The sequence below is a fragment of the Pseudomonas sp. NPDC047961 genome (assembly GCF_050272435.1).
GTDB lineage: Bacteria > Pseudomonadota > Gammaproteobacteria > Pseudomonadales > Pseudomonadaceae > Stutzerimonas.
In genome coordinates this window covers 495,453-514,081 of the sequence record NZ_JBNNMD010000002.1, presented here as the reverse complement: position 1 = coordinate 514,081, position 18,629 = coordinate 495,453, and the positions used below count along the sequence as shown (strand labels likewise).

Sequence of the window (18,629 nt, the reverse complement as noted above, 5' to 3'; positions counted from 1 at the left end):
GCGGTATTTGCTGCCAGCAGCGCTCCATTTTTCGTCAGCTGCGTTCGGTGCCGATGTGATGCTGATGGACGTCATCGAAGTCGTCGCCCTTGGGCGTGGCCTGGATGCCCTTGGCTTCCTGGCTGCGGTAGTAGGCTTCGATGCTCAGGCCGGGGTCGATCTTGGATTGGATGATGCAGGGTTGTTCCTGCCATTTGTAGTCGCGGTTGCGCTTTATCATTTCCGCACGGCCACGGCGCTCCCAGGCCCGGTAAGGCATATCACGCCAACGGCGCGGGTCGCGCTTGCTCTGGCGGTCGTGTTCGGCGGTAGTCGGGTCGAGGTGGCGGAACTGTTCGAGAATCGGCAGTTCGGGTAAGGGTTGGGTCACGTCCATATAGCGCTGCAGCGTATCCCAGAACGCCAGAGCTTCTTCCAGGTTCATGCCCAGGGATTGGATTTTAGCGCCGAGAAACACCTCGACCGAGGTGTAGCGGTGGTGCAGCCAAATTGCGAAGCCGCTGTTGCCGTGCGGGCCGGGGCGGAATTCCAGGGTGGCATCGAACTCATAGAGCGGTGCGCTAAAGGGTTTTTGAAAGCGCCTGCCAATAGTGAGCATGCCGGTCTGGCGGTTAAAGCCGCTGCCATCGTGAGCGAATATGCGCAGGTAAAGGTCTTGTAAGTAATCCCAGCCGATTAGGCCCATAAAGACACTAAGGGCCATGCCAGCGCAAAGCCAGAACATATCTGTACCGGACGAGGAGTCCTCAAAGGTTGCTAGAGAGGCTATTAGCGCCACTAAAAAGCCAGATGTAACATGGATTAGATATTGTTTATAGCGCGGATTATCGCCGCCCCACACATACCAAGCACTAAGACCCATAAATAAAAAAGATACTAAAATGGAGAGAAAGCCAATGACGACATATGAGTTGGCGCTATTTATTTCTGCCGCCCACGCTATAGTTACAGCGAGAGCTTCTGTAGTCATAACCCCCCACAGCATCCACGGTATAAAAAGCATTGACGCATATTTTAAATAGGGAATCAGAATCATCCACTTGCTGGTGTTATCGAAGTTCCAGCGCTTTTGATTAATATAAAGGTCATTTTCTTTTTTTTTGTCTAGATAGTCACGCATACCGGGCTGCAACTGTGCATCTACATCCTGCGAAGGCACTAGATTGGCATAGTGCCCCCAGCGCAATTGCGTCCGAGTCGGGCCAGTACGGTCGGCATCCTGCGGCCACTTATGCGGTGGTTGAACCGGAATGGCGTTGCTGCAGTAGGCCGAATCGGCATAAGTTGCTGTCGGTTTAACGGAGGCATTCATATTTTGGCAAAGTCCCGTTGTGTAATCAGCCAGTAGGCCACGTCATCGGCATTGTCGCCGTCTGTGGGCATCTGCGCTGCAAACGCTTGCCAGCTACGCGGCTTTGGCTGGGGGAGCGTGATGCGGTTATAGCCTGGGAAGGTATCGTCCGCGTGGCACATAGTTTCGCCCAGTTCGAACTGCCCACAGACCTTAAGGCTGTATTCGATGGCTTGCCTGTAGCGCAGCGGGTCATCTGCTGAGGCCACAACAAATTGTGCAGGCAGCACAAAGAGCAAGCGATTACCGTCGAGCACCACAGCGCCAAGCTTTTCCTTGGGGATAGGCTGGTAACGGTAGGTCCAACCCGAGGTATGACCACGGGTGCGCAGCACTTCCTTGGCGATTAGGCGGAAGTCGAGGCCATTGCGGAACTGGCCCAGCAGCGGGGTGCTCAATTCGACCACCCAGTCTTGCCGTGCCAGGTAACCACGCGCGCTTGTTTGCGCATCGAGCAGGCGAGCGTTGTCCGCCGCACTGGCCTTGTCCTGCCAGAACTGTAGCCGCTCAATATGGACGCGGGGCTCGCCCAGAGCCCCCAGCAGTTGCTGGTAAGCCTGCAAGGGGTTGTTCATCTGCGGCAGGCGCTGCTTGGTGCCGAAGGGGCCGTGCTTGATGGCCTGTTCCACCGCGCCATCGGCTAGTAATACGGTGCCAATCACACCGGCCACCAGCAGACCGATCCCCAGCCCCAGCAACCAGGGGCTGGCTAGCAGACCAACGGTATAGAGCGCCCAGATACCCGAGCCGCTGGCGGCGATCATATTAGCCATGGCGACATCGTCGTCGCCGTCACGCAGGGCGCGTCCGGCGTCCCACGCAAACAAGAAAGCCGTTACTCCCATGGCCACAGCCGAGCCGACACGCGACACATTTAGCCATGTGCTGCCAGTACGCTTTAGCAGGTTTTCGGCCCAGAAGCCTGAGGTTTGAAAGCGGCCTCGCTCCCAGAACACATGCCATGGGTTGCCGCTACGCTTGGCATCGGTTAGCAATTTGAGCGCAACGTTATTACTGGCTAACCCAAGATCTGCTGTAGCGCCCATTGCGCCAATGGTCCATCGTTCTACCTCGCCTTGGCTGATTAAGTCTTTTGCTCCCCATAGATTCGCATACAAACTAAACCCCGCACACACAGTCGCCAGTACGGGCAACGTCTTGCTATTGGCGAGGGCCTTGGCGGTGTTCAGGTGGGCGGCGCCGGTGCGCCACTGCTTATAGTCGGCGACCAGGGGATCGTTGGCTTCGGCAGCCACCACCATGACCTGGCCCAGGTCTTTACGGGCAAAGTTCAGGCGCTCGGCCAGCTTGCCGCTGCTGGTGGCGATCACCTGGCCGTTTTTCTTTTCCAGACTGGCATATAGATAGTTGTCGCGGGTCAGGGTGATGCGCTCGGCGGCGGTGATGCCGAAGCTAAAGCCATCGCCATGCACGCCCAGCACGACCATGTTCTTGGCCAGGGCTTCGCCTTGGGTCAGCAGTTTCAGCCCTTTCGCTTGGCTATGCAGATTTTTCAGTACGCCGAAGGTGGGAGCAAAACTGCGGTGTAGTTGAATCTGGGTAACGCTAGCGCCTTCGCTGATGCGCTTGACCGCTAATGCGCTGGCCGTAGCAACATGGTTGAGCAGTTCATCCATTGCCAACATCAGGTTCTGGCCGATGTAGGCATTGTTGAGAAAGCTCAGCGCACTCAGGCCCAAACGCTCCGGCTTGACGGCGATACCGCTGGCCGCAAGGGCCTGTAGACGTTTGGCGGCTTCTGGCAACTCGTTTTGGGCATTGGCCAACAAGCCTTTTGTCAGCGCATGGGTGGCCTCGACCAGTTGGCGACTGAGTTTGTCCACGGCCGCACTGACTTTCATATCCTGCGCTTCGATACAGCGCGGATCGCACCCCTTGGGCGAGCGGTTGAGGACCTCCAGCAGTTCGGTCAGTTGGGCATAAGGCTCCAGCAGACGTTCGTCGTGGCTGTGGAGGAAATCGTTCCACACTGCTGGCAGGCGTTTGACCAACTCAAGCATGCGCTCCTGCTGATGGTAAAGCTGTTCGCGGGCCTGTTCGCGTTCGCTGTGCAGGGTGGCTTTCTTTAGCGCTGCAATATCGATATGCCGTTTAAATTCTTGTAGAGGGCCATCAGCTGGCATGGCCTCCTTGTAGAGCAACTCGGCATAACGGCCGAAGGGTTGGTGCGGCACCAGGGCGTTGAGGGTTTGCAGCAGTTCCGCGCATAGCCGCGACTGGGCGACGGCATGGCGCAGGGCGAAGATGGGGTCGTCGAGCATCACCCCGACCAGTTGTGGATAGTCGCGCAACTGGTATTCGTTGAGCAGGTCTTTGTTTGCCGGCAATACTGGCAGAGGATCAGGTGGCGCAGTGCGCATAAAGCCAGCCAACTCTTTTTGCCGTTGTTCGAGCTGCTTAACCAGCGAGCCGGCGGGCAACTCGGTAAGGCCGGTATTGAGTAGCAAGGGATCTTCGAGCAGGGTTTCAAGGTGCAGTTCGCGGGCACACATGCCTTTACTGATGCGTGTGATCGGGATGACCGGCATCGCCTGGGTGGCTTTCCATTGCTCGGGGCCTACCACGGCAGCCGCCCAGGCGGGCGCTACGTTCTGACAGCGTTGCTTGATGCGCCCGGAACTGGCCTCCAGCCACTGAATATATTCCCAGGCCCAGGGCAGCTCACTGTAGGCCATGGAGAATTCGTCCCCCACGAAACGACCTTTCAGCAGCATCGGCACAAGGATCAGATACTGCTTGACGCCGACGGGCTTGCGCTCATCCGCTTTGCCGCCTGCCTTGGCCGTCTTTCGCCAATGGACTATATCCACTTCGAAGAATTGCCCATGGCCGTCGCTTTCCAGCTCGCGCCAAAGTTTCCCTTGCCGGAACACGTACAGTCTTCCTGCTCTAAGCAAGCCGCCCTTGGGGGCCTCGTCGTAGCGATCGTAGCCCGGCAAGCGCGCCATCGGCATGACTGCGAGGAAGGTATTCTGCTGAATATTCTCTTCTTCCTCATTGCTGCGCATATCTACTTCGACCGGGATCTGCAGCTCGCCGCCGTCGGCGCGACCGATATTCAGCGCGAGCCGCGCACGGCGCGCATTGTCGTATTCCGCGCGCTTGCGGGTGCCCTGCTTGATGGGCTGGCCCTTCAGCTCGCTCATGCTTCCTCCTCCGGGTCGAGCAGTTGTACTTGGCCGCCCAAGGCCGGGTCGCCCCATACATCGACGATCAGCTGTTGTGGCCCTTGTTGACCTAGGCTTGCCAGCGGCAACAGCGGATTGATATTGGCTTGGCCGGTCTTATCGCCGGTCGGTGCGGTATCTGCGGGCTTGGGAATGATCGGTAACACTGGAGCCGCCCCCGAACCGCCGCCCGGTCCACCGCCGGAGTTGATCTTGATAATCGGTCCGACCATGGTGATGCCGCTACCGTCGAGTTTGATGAAGCTACTCGCGGCTTTGAGGGTCAGTTCGCTGCCGGCTTCGAGTATTACTTTGAGCCCGCTGGAAAGGTGGATTTCGTTGCCGGCTTCGACGAACTGGCCGGTTCCGATCTTGACGTGCTGGTTATTGCCGACGGTCAGGTGGTCGTCTGCTTTGATTTCGCTGCGGCGGTCGGCGTGCGTGGTGCGGTGTTCTTCGGCGCAGAATTCGCTGTAGCTGTTGGCCTCGACGGTGTCGTGGCGTTCGTGGCCGACGCGGATCTTCTGGTCGTGTTCGATGTTCTCGTCCCAGTCGTGCTGGGCATGGATATAGATTTGCTCGGCGCCATTGCGGTCTTCGATGCGTAGTTCGTTGTAGCCGCCGCCACCGGGTGAACTCAGGGTCTTGAACACGCTGCGGGTCTTGTTAGCCGGCAGGTCATAGGGGACGACATGTTCCTTGTGGTACAGGCAGCCGGTGACCAGAGGCTGGTCGGGGTCGCCTTCGAGGAAGGTCACCAGCACTTCCATCCCCACGCGTGGGATGGCGATTCCGCCATAGCGGTCGCCGGCCCAGCTTGAGCTGACACGCAACCAGCAGCTCGTGTGCTCATCGGCTTTGCCTTCGCGATCCCAGAAAAACTGCACCTTCACTCGGCCGTATTCGTCGCAGTGGATCTCTTCGCTGGCCGGGCCGGTTACGACCGCGCTCTGGCTGCCGAGGATGCGTGGTTTGGGGTGGCGAAGTGCGGGGCGGAAGGGGACAGCCCAAGGGGTCGCAGTGAACTGGTTTCGGTAGCCTTGGGTGAAGTCGTTGTTGGCAAGGGACCTCTCATCCCTTAGCCGGGCTTCCCTTTCCCCACCACTTAGGGGAAAGGGAGTCAGCGCGGCGATGTCTGAAGAATCGGTGACGGACTCTTCCAACACCTGAGGTTGCTTGCCTTCGTGGAAAACTTCAGTCAGCAGCCATAGCTGATTCCAGTCGCCGCGCGGATGATCGCTGAGTGGTAGAAAATGGCCGCAGACCAGCAGCGACTGGTCGCTTTCTCCCTCAGCCAGTTCGAAGTCGTGGCGATGGCGTTCCAGCGCGCGCCGGGATAGATGCTTGCCTCGCTCGCGGTCGACGAAGCGGCCGGGATAGTCGTAATCCTCAAGGTCGGGCTGGGTGTTGCTTCTAACCGCCGCCTCCATGGTCAGACGGGGCTTCTCGAAATCGTAATCGCGGCGGGTGACGCACCCGGCGCGGGTCTCGACGCGCACGCCAAAGCGCTTGATGACCGGCTCATCGGCAACCAGACCGCTGTCCTGCTGATAGGCAACCGAGGCAAGTGTCGGAAATACCGTCTGGTCATCACCGAACACCAGCATGTGGCCGGCATCGCTGTGCTGGAAGTGGTAGTGAATGCCTTCTTCCTCGCAGAGGCGCTGGAGGAACTGAAGATCCGTTTCATCGTATTGAACGCAGTAGTCCCGCTTGGGATAGACCACCGGGCCAAGATCGAAACGGTGGCCGTCTCCGGCGAGAATGCCGTGCTCTTCTAGAACCTTGGCGATGATCTGCGGCACCGAGAGGTGCTGGAAGATGCGCTGGTTGGTGCGGTGAGATAGATAGGCTAGCTGCGGACGCAAGGTGACGCGATAGCGCGTCAGGCGTTTGCCTGAATTGCCTTGCGCTGCGCTGTAGATCAAGCCATGGATACCCTTGCCGGCAGGCGACAAGGCTAGAAAGGCGCGCTGATGTAGCAGGCTTTCCAGATCGATATCGGAGCGCTCGCTGACCAGTTCGAGGTCGAACGCGAAGGGCTGCGAGATAGCCTCTCGACCCTTGAATTCGAGTACCTGCAAGTCATATTGAGCGCCTTCAATCGCAAGGCTGAAGTGCGTGTCGTTAGCCGGATTGAACATTCCCTGTTCCTTTGTAACCAGTCCATGGCGGCGAGCCGGTAATGGCTCGCAAGGCGGCATCGCCTGTATTTCTGGCATGCCGTAGCGCGGATTGGAGAGGCATCCAGTTCCGCAGAAATCTGGCAGCTATTCTCGCCCTTTTGGCGAAATATCCGTGTGAAGCACTACGTTGTTTGCCGAATGCGTCAGCTGGAAACGCATCGGCCAGGTAAACCTGGCCGATGTGGATTAACCGTGGCCGCGAGGCCTGATCGAGGCTTATGCCGAGATCGGGGTACGCCAGTCGTCGGAGCCAGAAGTACCGGAGACTTCATGGGTCCAAACGATCTTGCGGTAGGTGAAGTACACGTCTTCCAGATGGGTGAAGTGGGACATGTTCGGGTCTTGGCAGTTGGGCATGCGCGACTGCACGTCGACGATCACCGCATCTTCCAGTTCGATGGTGAAGTAGTGCTCCTGAGTACCGGTGGAGGAGGTGCGGTACCACTCCAGGCGGCACTTGTTCAGGCGTTCACCCGAGGTCAGAGCGTTGAAGATCAGCGGCGACGACTTGTCGAACACCTTGGTGATCATCAGCGGCTTGTGCACGCGCTGGCCGGTGGGTTGGCCGGACTGAGGGTCGCGCGGGATGATCACCTGGTGCTGGAAAGCCTGCACCAGAATCTGGTCTTCGTGTCCTTCCTGGAAAATATTGCCGACCGAGTCCTCGGTGAAGGTGCCTGCGGTGATCAGGCCTTGCTTGGTGCCTTCGAGGGACAGATACGCGGGTGTTGGCATGAACGCTCTCCTTGCCTTGTTGAATGCCAGAATGGCAGCAGAATAAGTACAAGGCGCGTGCCAGCTATATTTAATCCTTACGTTTCAATAGGTTAGGTTTGCCCGCTGTGGTCTCGGCCGTTTGCTCTGCGCCATCGCTCACATTTAGTTGGGCAACATCCTGCCCGCAGTTGCGCAACATTTGGCGCATGTCTCTCTAGCACCCGCCATTGTTCGCTTCACAACTACAGGGCGATCGCCCTAAGCCAAAGCCTGCGCAGCATTCTGCGCAGCGCCATGGCTCAGGACGAGCAGCTGATTTCCAGGTGTTTGCCCCATTCCGGCGGGCGCTCGGCGTAGTGCTCCATGCCTGGCTGCTCGTCGAAGGGGCGGCTAAGCACCCCATGCAGCTCGCGCACAGGGCCGTAGTCGCCTGCCTCGGCGGCCTCGATTGCCTTTTGCGCCAGGTAGTTACGCAGAATGTACTTCGGGTTGGCTGCCTGCATACGGGTCCGGCGCGCCTCGTGATCGACGCTTTCGCGCTCGGAACGCTGGCGGTAGGTCGCGGCCCATTCATCGAAGGCTTTGATGTCGACGAAATCTTCACGCAGCCGAGCCAGAGCCTTCTCTGCCGGGCTGTCACCGAGCTCGCGGAAGAAGCGCGTGTAGTCGATGGCGCTGCTCTGCATCAGCTGTAGCAAGCGCTGGATCAGCACTTTGTCGCTCTCCTCGGCGGTCTGCAAGCCGAGCCGTTTGCGCATCAGATCGAGCCACACCGTTTCGTAGATCGGCAGGAACAGGTCCATGGTCGCGCGCAGCTGCTCGATGGCGATGAAGGGCGTCAGCGCCTGCGCCAGCGCGGCGAGGTTCCAGTGCGCAATTGGGACCTGATTCTCGTAAGAATACCGGCCGGCATGGTCGGAGTGGTTGCAGACGAAGCGCGCATCGAAGTCGTCGAGGAAGGCGTAAGGACCGAAGTCGAAGGTGATGCCCAAAATGGACATGTTGTCGGTGTTCATCACGCCATGACAGAAGCCATAAGCCTGCCATTTGGCGACCATTTCCGCGGTGCGCTCCAGCACTTCACGGAAGAAACCATGGTATGGCTCTGGATGCTCCAGGCATTCGGGAAAGTGGCTTTCGACAACATGATCAAGCAGCTTCTTCAATTCGTCGTGCTGCTTGGTGTAGTAGAAGAATTCAAAGTGGCCGAAGCGGACGTGGCTGGGCGCGAGGCGCATCAACATCGCGCCGCGCTCCTGGCGTTCGCGGTAGACCGGTGTCTCCGATCCGGTCACGCAGAGCGCGCGGGAGCTGGGAATACCCAGCGCGTGCAGGTGCTCGCTGGCAAGAAACTCGCGGATTGATGAACGCAGCACGGCACGGCCGTCACCCATGCGGGAATAGGGCGTCATGCCGGCGCCTTTGAGGTGCAGATCCCAATGCTCGCCCGCCTCGTTGACCACCTCACCGAGCAACAGACCACGGCCATCGCCCAATTGCGGGTTGTAGCTGCCGAACTGGTGGCCGGAATAGACCATCGCACGTGGTTCCGCCGTGCTCCAGAGCTTGTGGCCGGCGAACAGGTCGGTGAACAGCGGATCGTCCTTGGTTGCCGGGTCGAGATCGAGCAAGGCCATGGCGGCTTCGCTGGCCACTACCAGGCGCGGGTTTTCGAGCGGCTGGGGCGTGACTTCAGAAGAAAAAACCTCGCCCAACTGGGCGAAGCGGTTGTCGAAATTCAGCTCGGTAAGCGTCTTCACGGGGGCTCCGGCACCTTGCGGTTCGGCGCCCTGTGCGGGCGCGCTTTGTGTTTGGAGGCCGGGAAAGGAGGTGACGTTCCTCAGGCCTGACTGTCGGTGGGCGGCGTAGCGCCCTGGTTATCGGGCTGAGCGAGCCGTGGCGCGGTTCCCAGGTGTAGCTGTTTGCCGTCAAAGTTTTTCAGGAATACATCGACCTGGCGGAAGGCGATCGAGATACCGGCCTTGGCGAATTCGCGGTCGATGGCCCGGTTGATCTCGTCGGTGGCGGGGTTGCGGTCGCCGAGGTCGCGTACGTGGACGCGCAGCTCGTGGTCGAGCGTGCTCTCGCCAAAGGTCAGGAAGAATACGAGCGGCTCCGGCTCCTTCAACACCCGCGGGTTTTCATTCGCGGTCTTGTAGAGCAGTTTTTTCACCAGATCCAGATCGGATCCATAGGCGACGCCGACCTTGATCGTCACGCGGGTGATGGTGTCGCTCAGGGACCAGTTCACCAGCTGGCTGGTGATGAAGGTCTTGTTTGGGACGATGATGTCTTTTCGGTCGAAGTCGGTAATGGTGGTGGCACGGATGCGAATCCGGCTGACCGTGCCTGAGAGATTGCCGATGGTCACCACATCGCCGATCCGCACCGGACGTTCGAAGAGGATGATCAGACCGGAAATGAAGTTGGCGAAGATCTCCTGCATGCCGAAGCCCAGGCCAACCGAGAGCGCCGCCACCAGCCACTGCAGCTTGTCCCAGCTGACGCCAAGCGTCGACAGGAAGGAGACGAAGCCGATGCCGGCCAGCAGATACGACAGCAGCGTCGTGGTGGCATAGGCGCTGCCCTGCGCCAGGTGCAGTTTTGATAACACCAGCACTTCCAGCAAACCCGGCAGGTTACGCGCCAGGGCCACCGTGATGGCGACGATCAGCAGAGCCCCAAGCAGGTTGTTCAGGGTGATGGCATTGGTCGTAGCCGTGTCGCCAGCACCACTGACGAATTCGTAGAGCACGACGTTATCGAGGTAGGAGACCACGCTGATCAGATCCGCCCAGACCCAATAGAGCACCGCGAAGAACAGGCCGAACATCGCCAGGCGGGTCAGGCGCAGGGACTGCTGGTTGACCTGCTCGATATCGAGGCCGTCCTCACCGCTTGCCTCGCTGCTGTCTATCGGCTCGTCGGGCTGAGTTTCACGCTTGGCCAGGGCACGCTGGTAAGCAAGTCGGCGAGCAGCGACGGTCAGCCCGCGAATCAGCGTCGCTTCGATGACGATCCAGGCCAGCAGGAGATACAAGGTATCGATCAAGCGCCCGGTCAGTTTCAGCGCCGTGTAGTAATAGCCAAAACCCACCACCAGTATCAGCACCAGCGGCAGGAGGCTGAACAGCAGACCGATGAAGCGCTGAAGCGGTGACGCGTTCTGGCTGGCCGGACCTTTAAGCAACAGGCGCGTGAGGCGCCAGCTCATCAATGCGAAGCAGACCAGGACCACGACGATGCCGATCACATCGTCGACTAGATTGCCCGGTTGATGTTCGGCAATCGCCACCACGGCCACCAGGGCCATGACCACCAGCCCCAGCCGTCGGATTTCGTTGCGCAGGAAGGTGACCTGCGGACGGAACCAGCCGAAGTGCGTTTCGGCGACCCGATTGGGCGAGAGCATCCGATACGCGCTATAGAACACCAACCAGGCCTGCGCCATCTGATAGAACGCGGCGCCGAGGGCGTCGTTCTGCCCGCGCCCGTCCATCTGCAGCAGGTAACCGCACAGCGCGAGAAACAATGCGCCCGGCAGCGCCAGCAACAGATTCAGCAGCAGCGCCATTGGCGTGTGCAGCTGGCTGTCGTCACGGAAATGCCCGATGTCGCTGCTCAGCGAGTCCAACTTGGTGTTGATCGCCTGACGGCGCCAGAGCAGCACGCCGATCATCAGCAACAGCGGAACGAAGAACAGTGGCCGCTCCAGCAGGCCCGCGCCTAAGGCTTCGAACACCGAACCCCAGGGCATCGCCCGCAACTGGCGGTCGAGCAACGTGGGCACGTTCTTGAACCAGTCCAGATCGAGTGGCCGATTGCTGGGGATCCAGAACATCTGCTCGTCCAGCGTATTGCGCAGGGCTTCGGCCTTGCTCTGCAGTTGGCGCTGGTTCAGCTGCAGCGTAATCGACTCGCTCAGCAGAGCGTTCAAAGAATGGTTGAGTCGATCGAGCAGCTCGCTGCGCGTGCGAACCAGCTCCAGCAACGCACTGCGTAATTCGGGAGTCACCTCGCTGGGAGGCTGACTGGCCAGCTGTTGCTCTACATAGTCTTCGACGTTGCCGGCGGCTTCGCGGCGCTGGTTCAGCTCGAACTGATAGAGCCGAATATCAGCGATCTCATCCGCCAGGTTGCTATCCAGCGAGAGCTGCGGCAGGGCCTGTTTCTGCTGCGAGAGGATCTTCGACAGCAGCAGACTGCCCTCAAGAACGGCGATCTGCTCTTCCAGTGCTTGGTCGGCCTGGTTGAGCGTGTCGAGCTGCTGGCGGGTCTGCAAGTTCTGCTGGGTAAGGTCGTTGAGCCGCTCGGTGGCTCGCAAGAGGTAGCCAGACAAACGCTTGTTCTCGGCGCTTTCGGCCGGCAGCAGCTTGTCGGAGCCGGTCTTCTCGGCCTTTAGCGAGAATTCGGCGACGGTCTGTTCGGATTCTTCCCGGCGCTTGTTGTTGATTGCCGTCTGCAGCGCCATGGTTTCGCGCTCGGCACGGGCGATGCGTTCGGACAGCAGATCGCGGCGAGCAATGCCCAGGTCCTGCAGCAAGCTGTTGCCGGCCAGTTCGTTGCGACGGAGTTCGATCTGCGCGTTGAGGGCGGACTTTTCCGCCGCAAGCAGGGCGCGGCGTTCATCACTCAGTGGCTTGCCGTTTTCGCGGCCGGCCTTGAGCAAGTTATTGATCTCGTCGATCCGCATCTGCGACTTGCTGATATCGGCCTGAGCGCGCTCGGGACGCGTCTGCGCGCTGATGATCATGCTGTTAGCCGCGGTCAGCGCTGTCTGCCAGATCGACAACTCCTCGACACGCTCTGCCAGGCGTTGCTCGAGGGCTGGCATCTTCAGTTTGGCCAGCTTTTCGACCAGATCGCTGGTGTCGCTGGCCTTGAGTTTGCTCAGGTCTCGCTGGGACTCGGCGATTTCTTTCGGCGCGCTGGCGAGTTCGGCCTTCAGTTCGGTTAGTCGCTGCTGCGCGGTCGCGGCCTGTTCCGCAAGGCGTTGAGCACGTTCGTCAGCGCTCGGTTGTGCAGGTTTCGCCTCTTCGGCGGCCGGTTTGGTGCCGGTCAGGCCTGGAATGGATTGAGCGAATGCCGAAGCGGGAACGAAGGCGAGCAGGGTCGCCAGCAAGAAGATACGCAAGGGTGCCATGAACATTATCGAGTGAAGAAAAGAGTGCGGAGTCTAAGGGCTGCAGAAGGCCGAGGCGAGCCCATAGATCGGAACGCTCTGGCTCGGTGCGTCGCGGCTGTACAGCGCTTCAGAAATGCAGCGATGGACCCGGTTTGTTGCCCTCGGGAAACTTCAGGCCAACCTTGCGCACCTGCCCATGCTCCATGGCGGCGATTGTCCAGGTCAGGCCGTTCCATTCGATCTGATCGCCCGTAACCGGCTTGCCGCCGACGCGTTCGGCCATGAAGTCGCCAATCTGCTGACTGCCGTCGACTTCGCCCAGTTTCAGGCCATACAGGGCCGCAAGGGCGCTCATCTCGGCTTCCGCTTCAAGTATGAAGTCGCCGAAGAAGCGCATATCTCGGCCGCGCTGCGGGGCTTCGCTGAACAGCTTGCCGAGCGCCGGAAGGTCTTCTTCGTGGCCGATGACGCAAAGGATGTCGTCGACTTGCAGGCGCGTGCTGCCCGATGGGTGCAGCAGTGCCTTACCGCGGAACAGGGCAGCGATGCGTGTGCCAGTGGGCATCTTCAATTCGCGCAGCGCGGCGCCGATGCACCACTTCTTGGCGGTCAGGCGATAGATGAACAGTTCCCACTGACTGGTCGTGTGAATCTGCAACCCGGCGCGGGAGATCGGCAGCGGCGAGGGCGGCACCTCGACCTTGGCCTTCTTCGCAGCCCAGGTCAGCGTGGTGCCTTGCAGGAGCAGCGAAACCAGCACGATGAAGAACGCCACGTTGAAAAACAGCTGGGCGTTTTCCAGCCCGGCCATCAGCGGAAATACCGCGAGAATCACCGGCACCGCGCCGCGCAGCCCGATCCAGGAAATGAACAGGCGCTCACGCAGGTGGAAGCTGCGAAACGGTGCCAGCCCGATGAACACTGCCAGTGGGCGGGCGAAGAGGATCATCCACAGTGAAAGGGCCAACGCCGGCAGGGCGATGGGCAACAGCTGGCTGGGCGTGAGCAGCAGGCCGAGCACGAGGAACATGCCGATCTGGCTGAGCCAGGCGAGGCCGTCGAACATGTGCAGAATGCCATGACGGTTGCGGATGGGGCGGTTGCCCAGCAGCAGGCCACAGACGTAGACCGCCAGAATGCCACTGCCGCCGATGGCGCCGGACAGCGCGTAAATCATGATGCCGCCAGCGACGGCCAGCAGCGGGTAGAGCCCGTCCGCGACAGAAAGGCGGTTGATCAGGTGCAGCAGCAGCCAGCCGCCAGAAAGGCCGAGCAGGGTACCGATACCGAACTGCTGCAGCAGGCTTATGAAAAAGCCCCAGCCGAACCCAGTCTGGCCGGAGGCGAGCATGTCGATCAGCGCGACGGTAAGAAACATCGCCATCGGGTCGTTGCTGCCCGACTCGATTTCCAATGTTGAGCCGACCCGTTCGTTGAGCCCCCGGCCGTTCAGCAGGTTGAACACCACGGCGGCATCCGTCGAGCCGACGATGGCGCCGATCAGCAAGCCTTGCATCATGGGTAGATCAAATAGCCAGGCTGCAGCTAGACCGGTCAGGCCGGACGTGACAACCACCCCTGCTGTAGCCAGCGAAAACGCCGGCCAGAGTGCGACGCGGAAGGTGGCGGCGCGGGTGCGCATACCGCCATCGAGCAGGATGATCGCGAGGGCCAGGTTGCTGATCAGGAAGGCCAGCGAGTAGTCGTCGAAGACGATGCCGCCGATACCGTCGACGCCCGCGAGCATGCCGACCGCGAGAAAGATGACGAGGATCGGCACGCCGAGACGTGTCGACAGAGAGCTCATCAGGATGCTCGCCGCAACCAACAGAGCACCGACAAAGAACAGTTGGTTGATGTTGCCGATATCCAAACGCGCTCTCCGAAGGTTAGTGCTGCTGGCAAGCATGCAGGCTGCATGCCAGCGATTCTAACCCGCGGTTTTGACGTGCTGTCAAAAAAGCCCGGCGGAGCGACGGGCGTTTCGGGTAAGGAGGTGGCGCCGATAAACGGCGTCTCGAATGATAGTGGCCGCCCGACACGTACAACGTGTCGGGCAGCAGGTCAGAACCAGTCTTCCTGCATGGTCAGGCAGGTGTCGTCACGACCAGCCAGCAGATCCAGTTCGTGACGGCAGCTTGGCACTTCCCACGTCAGGAAGTAGCGTGCGGCCTGCAACTTGCCGCGATAGAAATCGACGTCCGCCTCGTTGCCCTTCGCCAGCCCCTGCTCGGCGTGAATCGCCTGCTCCAGCCAACGCCAGCCGATCACGGCGTGACCGAATACCTTGAGGTACAGGGCCGAGTTAGCCAGTGCCTGGTTGATCTTGCCAGCCATCAGGTCGCCGAGCAGCGCTTGGGTGACCTCGGTCAGGCGCGCCAGGAGCTGCTCCAACGGCTGACGCAGTGCATCCAGCGAGCTGAACTCGCCCGCGCGCTTGCAGGTACCTTGGATCAGACCGAGCAACTGGCGCAGCCCGGCGCCACCGTTCTGCGTCAGCTTGCGTGCCAGCAGGTCGAGTGACTGGATGCCGTGCGTACCTTCATGAATCGGGTTCAGTCGGTTGTCGCGGTAGTACTGCTCAACCGGGTACTCACGGGTGTAGCCATGGCCGCCCAGGATCTGAATGGCCATCTCGTTGGCTTTAAGGCAGTACTCCGAAGGCCAGGATTTGACGATCGGGGTGAGCAGGTCCAGCAGCTCGTGGGCGCTCTTGCGCTCTTCCTCGGTCCCTGCGGTCTGCTCTTCGTCAACGATACGCGCGGCATAGAGGCCGAGATCGAAGGCGCCTTCTACGTAGGCTTTCTGCATTAGCAGCATGCGTTTGACGTCGGTGTGCTGGATGATCGGGACCTGCGACGATGCCGGGTTCTTGCCGTCTGGCAGGCGGCCTTGTGGCCGTTCCCGCGCGTAGTTGAGCGAGTACAGGTAGCCGGCGTAACCGAGCATGATCGCGCCCATGCCAACGCCGATGCGCGCGTCGTTCATCATCTGGAACATGTACGACAGGCCCTTGTGCGGCTCACCGACCAGGTAGCCGACACAGTTGCCGTTGTCGCCGAAGTTCAGCGCGGTGGAGGTGGTGCCGCGCCAGCCCATCTTGTGGAACAGCCCGGCCAGGATCACATCGTTGCGATCGCCCAGCGAGCCGTCGTCGTTGACCAGGAACTTGGGGACGATGAACAGGCTGATGCCTTTTACCCCGGGCGGGGCGTCGGGCAGCTTGGCCAGCACCATGTGCACGATGTTTTCCGACAGCGGATGATCACCACCGGAGATGAAGATCTTATTGCCCTTCAGGCGGTAGGTGCCGTCACCGGCAGGCTCGGCACGGGTGCGCAGGTCGGACAGGGAAGAGCCGGCGTGCGGCTCGGTCAGCGCCATGGTGCCGAAGAAGCGGCCTTCGAGCATGGGCTGGAGAAAGCGCTGTTTCTGTTCGTCACTGCCGAACACCTCGATCAGGTGCGACGCGCCCATGGTCAGCATCGGGTATGACGAGGTGCCAATGTTGGCCGACTGGAAGTGCGCGAAACAGGCCCGTGAAAGCAGATTGGGCAGCTGCATGCCGCCATCGTCGAAGCTGCGCGACGCGTTGTGAAAGCCGGCCTTGATGAACGCATCGACGGCTGGCTTCACTTCCGGAATCAGCACCGCTTCGCCGTCCTTGTAGATCGGCTCGTTCTCGTCTGCCTTGCGGTTGTGCGGGGCGAAGAGGTTCTCGGCAATGCTGCGGGCGGTGTCGATGGCCGCGTCGAAGGTTTCGCGGCTGTGGTCGGCAAAGCGTTCGCGCTGGGTCAAGCCTTCGGCGTCGAGTACTTCGTAGAGTTCGAATGCCAGGTTACGCGGGCAGAGCAGAGTCTCGGGCATGGAAAAATCCTCCGTTTACATGCACTCGAGTCTAAGGAGCCGGCGAGACGGCTGCCTAGCACCATACATTCGAGTGATGGGTCGACACAGCAGCGTCTTTTGGGGGTTGCCTGGGCGGCCTTAGTGTGGCTTCGCGCAGAAATATTCGAGCAGCTGTGCAAGGTGACCGTCGCCGATACCGGCGTCGATCAAATGCTGTTCGGCACGTGCCAGATGTTCTTCGATGTGCTGGCGCGCCGCCTCGGGGCCGAGCAGGGCGACTACGGTGCTTTTTCCGGCGTCTTTGCCGGAATCCTTGCCGATCTGCTGAGGGCTGAGCCCGTCGGCCAGATCGTCGAGGAGCTGGAAGGCAAGCCCGAGTTCGGTGGCAAAACCGTTGAGATGGCGCGTGCAGCTCGCGCTGGCATCGGCCAGCAGCGCAGCGGACTCCACCGCAGCCGTGAAAAGCGGGCAGGTCTTCAGGCGGTTGGTATGGGCAATGGCTTCGAGCGGGCGTGCGCGTTGCCCCTCACGCAGATCGTGAAACTGGCCGCGAACCAGGCCCTGCGCGCCGGTAGCTTGCGACAGCAGGCGCACCAGCTGATTGCGCGTCGACGCGTCGATGCTGGCTGTCGAGGCGGCTATGCTGAATGCTTGGCTGAGCAGGGCGACCGAGCCGAGGACTGCGACGTCTTCGCCGAACTCACGGTGAATGGTCGGCCGGCCACGGCGCAGCTCGGCGTTGTCCATGCACGGCATGTCATCAAGAAACAGTGAGGCGGCGTGCACCATCTCCAGGGCGCAAGCCAGGTCGAGGCCGGCATCGAAGGCCGTCGTGTCCTGCTGAAGATCCTTGAGGGTCAATAGCAGCAGCAATGGTCGGACACGCTTGCCCGGCGCGAGTGTGCCTTCACGCATGGCGGTGGCGATGGCGTCTTGCGGAGGCGCTAGCGGTAGCCACTGGCCAAGCCGCTCGTCAACCTGTGCACGCAGCGTACTGACTGTCCGTCCGAAGTCGTGGTGCGTGTCCGGCAAAGCGATGGCCATGACGACCTCCTGTATCGTTTTTCGTTAGATATCGTGACAATACCTGTACAGAGTGTATAAGTCTTGGCACTTTTAATGACCACTACCGTCCACATAAGGTCATCGAACGAGGCGCTGCATGACTAAAGAAACTATTGCGGAACGTAAGAACGACCACCTGGACATCGTTCTCGACCCGCGCCGCGCCTGTTCCGCCGTCGATCCAGGCTACGCTGCCCTGACTTTCGAGCACTGCGCGGTTCCGGAGTTGCGTCTTGACGACATCGATATTCGCGCCGTGCTGTTCGGCCGACCCCTCTCAGCCCCCCTGCTGATCAGCTCGATGACGGGCGGCGCGGCGCGGGCGACTCAGATCAATCGAAACCTGGCCGAGGCTGCCGAGGTGCTGGGGATTGCCCTGGCGGTGGGCTCGCAACGAATCGCACTGGAAACCGACGCAGATCAGGGGCTGACCCGGCAGTTGCGCGAACGCGCGCCGTCGATCCCTTTGCTGGCCAATTTCGGAGCGGCGCAGCTGGTCGCCGGCTACGGGTTGGATGAGGCGCAGCGCGCCGTCGACATGATTCAGGCCGATGCACTGATCATCCATCTGAACCCGTTGCAGGAAGCAGTGCAGGTTGGCGGTGATCGCAACTGGATAGGCGTGTACGCGGCGCTCGAGGCACTGGCCTTGCGCTTGCCGGTGCCGTTGGTAGCAAAAGAGGTGGGTGCGGGCATTTCTCCGAGCGTGGCGCAGCGATTGCTCGATGCCGGCGTATCGGTGATCGACGTCGCCGGTGCCGGCGGTACCAGCTGGGCGGCGGTAGAGGCGGAACGAACCCTGGATCCGCAGCAGCGAGCCATTGCCAAAGCGTTCACCGGCTGGGGCATACCCAGCGCGCAGGCGATTTCGGCTGTTCGCCGCGCCTGCCCTACTGCTCAGCTCATCGCATCAGGCGGCATTCGTGACGGCATAGATGCGGCCAAGGCGATTCGTCTGGGCGCCAATCTGGTGGGGCAGGCTGCCGGCGTGCTGGACGCAGCGCTAAACGGGCCAGAAGCCGTGGTCGAGCATTTCCAGGTGCTGATCGAGCAGCTGCGCATTGCCTGCTTCTGTACGGGCTCGGCCAATCTGGCGGAGCTGGCCAAAGCGCCGCTCCTGACCCCGTTCGACCCGTCCAAGCTGTGAT

10 protein-coding genes are annotated in these 18,629 nt (G+C 60.6%); 1 reads left to right on the top strand and 9 read right to left on the bottom strand.

Translation table 11 applies throughout. From position 1 onward, the window contains the following. Nucleotides 1-34: 34 nt before the first annotated feature. From ACQKIK_RS08635 to ACQKIK_RS08595, 9 genes are all read right to left on the bottom strand, one after another. Nucleotides 35-1,312 carry a hypothetical protein gene (locus ACQKIK_RS08635; protein ID WP_499135611.1) on the bottom strand — a complete coding sequence of 426 codons (1,278 nt, stop codon included), beginning with the start codon at nucleotides 1,310-1,312 and terminating at the stop codon, nucleotides 35-37. Continuing rightward, nucleotides 1,309-4,518, bottom strand: a complete 3,210-nt coding sequence (locus ACQKIK_RS08630; RefSeq protein ID WP_499135610.1) for a hypothetical protein — start codon at nucleotides 4,516-4,518, stop codon at nucleotides 1,309-1,311. The genes ACQKIK_RS08635 and ACQKIK_RS08630 overlap by 4 nt, the downstream gene beginning before the upstream one ends. Then, nucleotides 4,515-6,683 carry a type VI secretion system Vgr family protein gene (locus ACQKIK_RS08625; RefSeq protein ID WP_499135609.1) on the bottom strand — a complete coding sequence of 723 codons (2,169 nt, stop codon included), beginning with the start codon at nucleotides 6,681-6,683 and terminating at the stop codon, nucleotides 4,515-4,517. The genes ACQKIK_RS08630 and ACQKIK_RS08625 overlap by 4 nt, the downstream gene beginning before the upstream one ends. Before the next feature lie 258 nt (nucleotides 6,684-6,941). Further along, on the bottom strand, nucleotides 6,942-7,460 hold the full coding sequence (locus ACQKIK_RS08620; RefSeq protein WP_019339876.1) for an Hcp family type VI secretion system effector: 519 nt from the start codon (nucleotides 7,458-7,460) through the stop codon (nucleotides 6,942-6,944). 281 nt (nucleotides 7,461-7,741) lie between these two features. Further along, entirely contained in the window at nucleotides 7,742-9,202 is a 1,461-nt protein-coding gene (gene selO / locus ACQKIK_RS08615; RefSeq protein WP_499135608.1) for a protein adenylyltransferase SelO, read from the bottom strand. Nucleotides 9,203-9,282: 80 nt separating this feature from the next. Then, on the bottom strand, nucleotides 9,283-12,585 hold the full coding sequence (gene mscK / locus ACQKIK_RS08610) for a mechanosensitive channel MscK (protein ID WP_499135607.1): 3,303 nt from the start codon (nucleotides 12,583-12,585) through the stop codon (nucleotides 9,283-9,285). Nucleotides 12,586-12,694: 109 nt separating this feature from the next. Beyond that, nucleotides 12,695-14,440 carry a potassium/proton antiporter gene (locus ACQKIK_RS08605; RefSeq protein ID WP_064480753.1) on the bottom strand — a complete coding sequence of 582 codons (1,746 nt, stop codon included), beginning with the start codon at nucleotides 14,438-14,440 and terminating at the stop codon, nucleotides 12,695-12,697. Nucleotides 14,441-14,631: 191 nt separating this feature from the next. After that, a complete protein-coding gene (locus ACQKIK_RS08600) occupies nucleotides 14,632-16,434 on the bottom strand; it encodes an acyl-CoA dehydrogenase (RefSeq protein WP_499135606.1) in 1,803 nt (600 codons plus the stop codon). Between the two features lie 120 nt (nucleotides 16,435-16,554). Next, nucleotides 16,555-17,460 carry a polyprenyl synthetase family protein gene (locus ACQKIK_RS08595; protein ID WP_499135605.1) on the bottom strand — a complete coding sequence of 302 codons (906 nt, stop codon included), beginning with the start codon at nucleotides 17,458-17,460 and terminating at the stop codon, nucleotides 16,555-16,557. A gap of 118 nt (nucleotides 17,461-17,578) precedes the next feature. Here ACQKIK_RS08595 and fni point away from each other — a divergent pair, with 118 nt between their 5' ends. Then, complete coding sequence (fni, locus tag ACQKIK_RS08590) at nucleotides 17,579-18,628, top strand: type 2 isopentenyl-diphosphate Delta-isomerase (RefSeq protein WP_499135604.1); 1,050 nt, start codon at nucleotides 17,579-17,581, stop codon at nucleotides 18,626-18,628. Nucleotide 18,629: the final 1 nt, after the last annotated feature.